7 protein-coding genes are annotated in these 6750 nt (G+C 61.0%); 4 read left to right on the top strand and 3 right to left on the bottom strand.

The features are described 5' to 3' along the window. The coding region (locus B3V69_RS09480) for a PLP-dependent transferase (protein ID WP_296445952.1) at positions 1 to 636 on the bottom strand (636 nt) is incomplete at its 3' end. A 136-nt stretch (positions 637 to 772) separates the two neighbouring features. Here B3V69_RS09480 and B3V69_RS09475 point away from each other — a divergent pair. Together B3V69_RS09475 and aroC are read left to right on the top strand one after the other, a co-directional pair. Further along, on the top strand, positions 773 to 1231 hold the full coding sequence (locus tag B3V69_RS09475) for a CBS domain-containing protein (RefSeq protein ID WP_296445950.1): 459 nt from the start codon (positions 773 to 775) through the stop codon (positions 1229 to 1231). Positions 1232 to 1262: 31 nt separating this feature from the next. After that, positions 1263 to 2357 (top strand): chorismate synthase, encoded by a 1095-nt coding sequence (gene aroC, locus B3V69_RS09470; protein WP_296445947.1) that lies wholly within the window; start codon positions 1263 to 1265, stop codon positions 2355 to 2357. Positions 2358 to 2366: 9 nt separating this feature from the next. On the opposite strand, the gene B3V69_RS09465 is transcribed toward aroC, so the two are convergent. Further along, on the bottom strand, positions 2367 to 3260 hold the full coding sequence (locus tag B3V69_RS09465) for a DMT family transporter (RefSeq protein ID WP_296445945.1): 894 nt from the start codon (positions 3258 to 3260) through the stop codon (positions 2367 to 2369). Positions 3261 to 3385: 125 nt separating this feature from the next. Continuing rightward, positions 3386 to 4624: a branched-chain amino acid ABC transporter substrate-binding protein gene (locus tag B3V69_RS09460; RefSeq protein WP_296445943.1), complete on the bottom strand. Its 1239-nt coding sequence runs from the start codon at positions 4622 to 4624 to the stop codon at positions 3386 to 3388. A 169-nt stretch (positions 4625 to 4793) separates the two neighbouring features. On the opposite strand from B3V69_RS09460, the gene yegQ reads away from it, so the two are divergent. Together yegQ and arfB are read left to right on the top strand one after the other, a co-directional pair. Beyond that, on the top strand, positions 4794 to 6143 hold the full coding sequence (gene yegQ / locus B3V69_RS09455; RefSeq protein WP_296445941.1) for a tRNA 5-hydroxyuridine modification protein YegQ: 1350 nt from the start codon (positions 4794 to 4796) through the stop codon (positions 6141 to 6143). 11 nt (positions 6144 to 6154) lie between these two features. Beyond that, positions 6155 to 6574, top strand: coding sequence for an alternative ribosome rescue aminoacyl-tRNA hydrolase ArfB (gene arfB / locus B3V69_RS09450; protein WP_296445939.1), 420 nt, complete (start codon positions 6155 to 6157; stop codon positions 6572 to 6574). Positions 6575 to 6750: the final 176 nt, after the last annotated feature.

The raw sequence follows: 6750 nt of genomic DNA, 5'->3' as shown, positions 1-6750 counted from the left end.
CAAAAATTTGGTGGCCGAGTGGTACACCAGATCCGCACCGTGGTCGAATGGTTTGATGAGCCAGGGCGAGGTGAGCGTGGAGTCCACAAGCAGCGGCACGCCGGCTTCATGGGCGATGGTCGATACCGTGGCGATGTCCAGCACCTCCAGACCGGGGTTGCCCACCGTTTCGCCAAAAAACAACTTGGTGTTGGGACGCACGGCGGCACGCCAGCCGTCAATGTCGCCCGGTTTGACGAAGGTCGTCTCGATGCCGAACCGGCGCAGCGTGTAATGCAGCAGGTTTTGCGAGCCGCCATACAGCGCGGTGGAGGCCACGATGTGCGAGCCCGCGCCCATTAAGGTGGCCACGCTCAGGTGCAGCGCCGCCTGGCCGCTGGCGGTGCTGATGGCGCCAATGCCGCCCTCCAGCGCCGACACCCGTTGTTCCAGCACCGCATTGGTCGGGTTGCTGATGCGCGAGTAGACGTGGCCCGCGCGCTCCAGGTTGAACAGCGCGGCGGCGTGGTCGCTGGACTCGAAGACGAAGGAGGTGGTGAGATGGATCGGCACCGCGCGTGCGCCGGTGGCGGGGTCGGGTGCGGCACCAGCGTGCAGTGCCAATGTGTCAAAACCGGGGTCGGAGTAGCCGGGCATGGGTTTCCTTCATTTTTGCGGGGCAGGCTTTCTGCGCTGTCCTTGACGGATAGGGGGTGAGAATCGGCTTATTGTGGGCTATATTTCGTTCACAAAAGGTCACAGCGGGTCATTCACATGTCACGAGGAGAAATTTATGAAAGTCAGCGATATTTTGCGCGTCAAGGGCGCCACCCTTTATACGGTTACACCGGACGAGCCGCTGGCGCCGGCGCTGGCGCTGATGGCCGAAAGAGACATCGGCTCGCTGGTCATCATGGCGCACGGCGAACTGGTTGGCATGCTGACCTTTCGCGAGGTCATCCAGACCCTGGTGAAAAATGGCGGCAGCATTGGCGCCACCATGGTTCGCACCGCCATGGACGATGCGCCGTTGACCTGCACCACCGAGACCGATCTGGATGAAGTGCGCCGCATGATGCTGGAGCGCCACGCCCGCTACATGCCCGTCATGGACAGCAACATGCTGATGGGCGTCATCAGTTTCTACGACGTCGCCAAGGCCGTAGTGGACAGCCAGAATTTTGAAAACAAAATGCTCAAGGCCTACATCCGCGACTGGCCCGAAGAAGGCGCGCCAGCTACCGGAGCTTGAGTTGGTGGCTGCTCTGGGATAATCTGTCCCCATGAGCGGCAACACCTTCGGAAACTTATTCGCAGTCACCAATTTTGGTGAATCCCACGGCCCGGCCATTGGCTGCGTGATTGACGGCTGTCCGCCGGGCATGCGCTTGAGCGAGGCCGACATCCAGCCCGATCTGGACCGCCGTCGTCCCGGCACCAGCCGCTTTGTCACGCAGCGCAATGAGCCGGACACGGTGGAAATCCTCTCCGGCGTCTACGAAGGCCAAACCACCGGCACGCCGATTTGCCTGTTGATCAAGAACACCGACCAGCGCAGCAAGGATTACGGCAACATCCTGGAGTCGTTTCGCCCGGGGCACGCCGATTACACCTATTTCCAAAAATACGGCATTCGCGACCCGCGCGGTGGCGGTCGCTCGTCCGCCCGTCTGACGGCGCCCATGGTGGCGGCTGGCGCCGTGGCCAAGAAATGGCTATTCGAACGCTATGGGACCGTGTTTCGTGGCTGCATGACGCAGGTGGGCGAGCTGCCCATCGGTTTTGAGTCGTGGAATTTTGTGCCCGACAATGCATTTTTTGCGCCGGTCGCTGACGTGTCTGCATTGGAAACCTACATGGATGCGCTGCGCAAGGCGGGTGACTCCTGCGGGGCCCGCATTCGCGTCTCGGCCGCCAACGTGCCGGTCGGTCTGGGTGAACCCCTGTTTGACAAAATGGACTCCGACATTGCCTACGCCATGATGGGCATCAATGCCGTCAAGGGCGTGGAAATTGGCGCCGGTTTTGCCAGCGTCACGCAGCGTGGCAGCACGCATGGCGATTCGCTCTCGCCGCAGGGTTTCAGGTCCAATAATGCCGGCGGCGTGCTGGGCGGCATCACCACCGGGCAAGACCTGGAGGTGTCGATTGTGGTCAAGCCCACCAGTTCCATCATCACGCCACGCGAGTCGATTGACGTGGCGGGCCAGTCCACCGAGGTCATCACCAAAGGCCGACATGACCCCTGTGTCGGCATTCGCGCCACACCGATTGCCGAGGCCATGCTGGCGCTGGTCGTGATCGAGCATGCGCTGCGGCAGCGGGCCCAGTGCGGCGATGTGACGGTGGGCCTGAAACCCATCAACGCGTCAGCTTAGGGCTTGCCTTCAAGGTTTGGCGTCTACCGCATCCAACCACTTCTGCCAGGGGCTGAAACCGGTGATCAGCGCACTGGCCAGCAGCACCAGGGCACCCCCGGCATAAATGCCGGTGCCGAGTTGTTCACCCAGAAACAAATGCCCCCAGGTCACGCCAAACACCGGGATCATGAAGATCGGGCTCATGGCGGCCACCGGTGACACGTGCACCATGATGCGAATGTGCAGCCAGTAAGCCAGGCCGGACGTCACCACACCCATGACCGCCACGGCCGCCAGCGCGCCCGGCGTGAACTGCGCTTGCGGCCAGCTCCAGACCGCACCCGGCAACAGCATCAATAGAGACACGGCATGAATGCCAGCGGCAATTTCCAGCGGTTGCATGCGGCCGATGGCACGCTTCATCAGCGGGGTCGAAATACCGTAACAGGCTGACCCGGCGATGCAGGCCAGCGCCGCCAGAATGACTGGGCGGGAAGGCGCGACCGGCCCGAGCCCAACGATTAGCGCCACGCCCGCAAACCCGCAGGCACAGCCGGCCAGCTTGCGCAGGGTCAGGGTATCTTCCTTTAGCCAGGCAGCGGCAAAAATGCCAAACACTACCGCCGTCGAGTTGAGCAAGGCGCTGTAACCGGCAGGCAGTTGCAACGCCGCCCAGGCAAACAGCGAAAATGGAAGTGCCACGGAGAGCGTGCCCAGCAAGAGCAGCTCGCGCCAGTGCTTGAGCGGCCAATGGTGACGCATGACGCGCATCAGAGCCGCCAGCGTGAGCGTGGCCACGCCAATGCGAAGTGCCGCCAGCACATTGGGCCCCAACAAGGGACTGGCAATGCGGATCAGCATAAAAGAGGCGCCCCACAGGGCGGACAGCGCAATCAGCTGCGCAAAATATTTGGTTTTCACGGGTGAGCCATTGTGCTGTAAACGCCAGTTTTTCCGGGTCTCGCTGGCGTCTATGTCATGCGCAAACGACTCACCGTTTGCCGACTGCGCAATGCAGCCCCGCGCCTCGCGGCGCGCTCAGGGTTTCAAGGGCGGCTCATCTGGCAGGAGGTCGGCTGCGCGCTCACATACGAATCCCAGACCACCTCAGAGCGGAAGCCGTAGCCCGTATTCTCGGCGTCGTATTTCACGCCCTTGCTGCCCTGCTTGGCCCAGATACCGAGAAACAGCGGTGCCAGCAACTGGTGATCGGTCTTTCGCATTTCGACTTCACCCACCGGGCTTTTGTACTTCATCCCCTCCAGCGCATACGCCACCTTCTTCGGCTCGGTCGACTTGGCCTGCTGCATCGCAGCCGCCAGCATGTTCATGCTGTTCCAGTGCGCTGCATAAATGAAGTCTTCGTTGAATTTCTTCTTGTAGGCGACATAGATTTTTTCCAGTTCCGGGGTTGGCGCGTTGTGGCCCCAGTTCCAGATCACACCGACCTTTTCTGCACCCCAGGAGCCCATCTGCGCCGGCGTGCCCGGGTTGTTGGCGTTCAAGGTGAAGAAGTTGATATTGAGGCCATACTCCTTGGCCGCCTTGAACAGCAAGGTCAGGTCGCTGCCCCAGTTGGAGGTGATCACGGTATCAGCCCCGGAGGCACGGATTTTGGCAACATAGGGGGCGAAGTCGCGCACCTGGGCGATGGGCACGAAGTCGTCACCCACAATTTTCACATCGGGCCGTTTGCGGGCCAGGTAGGCACGGGATGCCTTGGACACCTGCTGTCCATGGGTGTAATCCTGATTCAGGAGGTAGACCTTTTTCACGTCCGGGCGTTTGGTCAGGTAGGTGGTCAAGGCCTCGATATTCATTTCGCTGGACGGGTAGAAGCGGAAGTGCCAAAAGTTGCAACGGTCATTGGTCAACCCTGGATCCATCGCCGCGTAGTTGAGGAAGACGGTGGCCTTGGCCGGCTCACGTTCAGCCAGCTTCGTGATGGCATCCGACAGCGCGAACGCCACTCCGGAGCCGCCGCCCTGCGTGATGTAGTGGATGCCTTGGTCGACGGCCGCCTTCAGCGCGGTGGTGCTTTCTTGTGGCGAGCCCTTGCCATCAAACGGCACTACTTCGAACTTCGGATCCGATGCCCGGCTTTTGGCGTTGAGCTGGGCCACGACTTCTCGTAACTGGTTCAGCGAGGTTTTTCCGGCGTTCGCAAACGGACCCGACAGGACCTCAATAAAGCCAATCTTGACGACTTCGGCGTGGAGCATGGGGACGCACGCGAACAAGGCCGCGCCTGCCAGCAATGATCGGGTGATAAAAGATTTGGGCATGATTTTCCGTAACTCCTGGTTGATAGGGTGTTCAAGTTCAAAGCGCGAGAATGAGGGCTGCACGGGACCTTGTCAACTAAGTGGAGTCACCTTGGTTGCATTTCCCCGATGCGAGCGAACGCACGACAGCACCGATAATTAGCCCCAGTCACTGGGGAAAATATTTACTATGCGAACACCTGAACTGCTGGCGCCGGCGGGTTCTTTGACCATGCTGGAGACGGCCTTCGCCTTTGGCGCCACGGCGGTTTATGCCGGCCAGCCGCGCTATTCGCTGCGCGTGCGCAACAACGATTTTGGCAATATCGAGGTACTCAAGCAAGGCATTGACCGCGCGCACGTGCTGGGCAACAAGTTCTTTTTGGTGTCCAACATTTTCCCGCACGACAACAAGATCAAGAGCTATGTGCAGAACATGGCGCCGGTGATTGCCTTGCAGCCCGACGCCATGATCATGTCCGACCCCGGTCTCATCATGATGGTGCGCGAGACCTGGCCCGAGATGGAAATTCACCTCTCGGTTCAGGCCAACACGGTCAATTCCGCCGCCGTGCGCTTCTGGAAAAGTGTCGGCGTGAGCCGGGTGATTCTGTCGCGCGAGCTCTCGCTGGACCAGGTGGCGCAGATCCGCCAGGAGTGCCCGGACACCGAGCTCGAAGTGTTTGTGCACGGCGCACTGTGCATCGCCTATTCGGGGCGTTGCCTGCTGTCGGGTTATTTCAACCACCGCGACGCGAACCAGGGCAGTTGCACCAACTCCTGCCGTTGGGACTACAAGACCCTGCCCGGCGTGGTAGATGCGTCGGGCGATATTCTGGCGCCGCAGGTGGCTGCCGAACGTGAACGCCAGGACGAACGCGCCGAGGTCTACGTGATGGAGGAAAGCCAGCGCCCCGGCAGCTACATGCCGATTGAAGAGGATGAGCACGGCACTTACGTCATGAACTCCAAGGACTTGCGCGCCATCGAGCACGTCAAGCGCCTGGTGGAAATCGGCGTCGATTCGCTCAAGATCGAGGGCCGCACCAAGAGCCCCTATTACGTGGCGCGCACCGCACAGACCTACCGCCAGGCAATTGACGACGCCGTGGCGGGGCGCGAGCTCGATCCGGCCTTGCTGGGGCAGCTCGAAGGTCTGGCCAATCGGGGCTATACCTCCGGCTTTTTCCAGCGCCACACGCCAGAGTCCACCCAGAATTACCTGCGCGGCTTTTCCGAATCCGGGCGCAGCCTGTATGTGGGTGATGTAGTGTCGTTTGACGCAGCGCGCGGGTTGGCTGAAGTGACGGTGAAGAATCGTTTTTCGGTGGGCGACTGGCTGGAGATTATTCACCCCGGCGGCAATCACAATGTTCAGATCACGCGCATGGAGAACGCCGAGGCGCAGCCCATGACCGTGGCGCCGGGCAGCGGCCACATCGTCTGGCTGCCGCTGCCTGCCAGTGCGGTGGGGGCCTTTGTGGCGCGCTACGTGGCTGAGCCAGAATTTGAACGCGCGCTCAATCAGGCGCCTGCCTGAAGGACTTCTCCGTGGCTGAACCTGCTTCTGCGCCGCTGCTGGAAATCAACGAGGCCGAGGTTGAGATTGCGGCCATCCGCGCGCAAGGAGCGGGCGGGCAAAACGTCAACAAGGTGTCCAGCGCGATTCATTTGCGTTTCGACGTTCACGCCTCATCGTTGCCCGAAGACGTCAAGGAGCGGCTGCTGGCGCTGCATGACAGCCGCATCACCAAGGCCGGTGTGCTGGTCCTCAAGGCGCAGCAGCACCGCACGCAGGAGATGAACCGGCTGGATGCTTTCTTGCGCCTGCATGAACTGGTGAACAGTGTGGCGCGGCCCCCCAAGACCCGGCGTGCCACCAAGCCCAGCTATGGCTCGAAGCAAAGGCTGCGTGTGGCCAAAAGCCAGCGTTCAGAGACCAAGGCCTTGCGCGGCCGGGTTAACGAGTGATCCGGTAGCCATCCCGGAGTTGAGCCGCGTCAAAGAAAAATGCGGCCTCGGGTGTCAGTATTGCGGACGCAAACCCAAGGAGTGAAGCATGGCTGCTCAACAAATTGTTCTCATTCAGGGCCACCCTGATGCGGTCACCCGTCATCTAGGCCATGCGCTGGAAGATGCGTATGCGC

Source organism: Rhodoferax sp. UBA5149 (assembly GCF_002413825.1).
Taxonomy (GTDB): Bacteria; Pseudomonadota; Gammaproteobacteria; order Burkholderiales; family Burkholderiaceae_C; genus Rhodoferax.
Note: the sequence above shows the minus strand (reverse complement) of the source record. Positions and strands in the feature narration are given on the sequence as shown.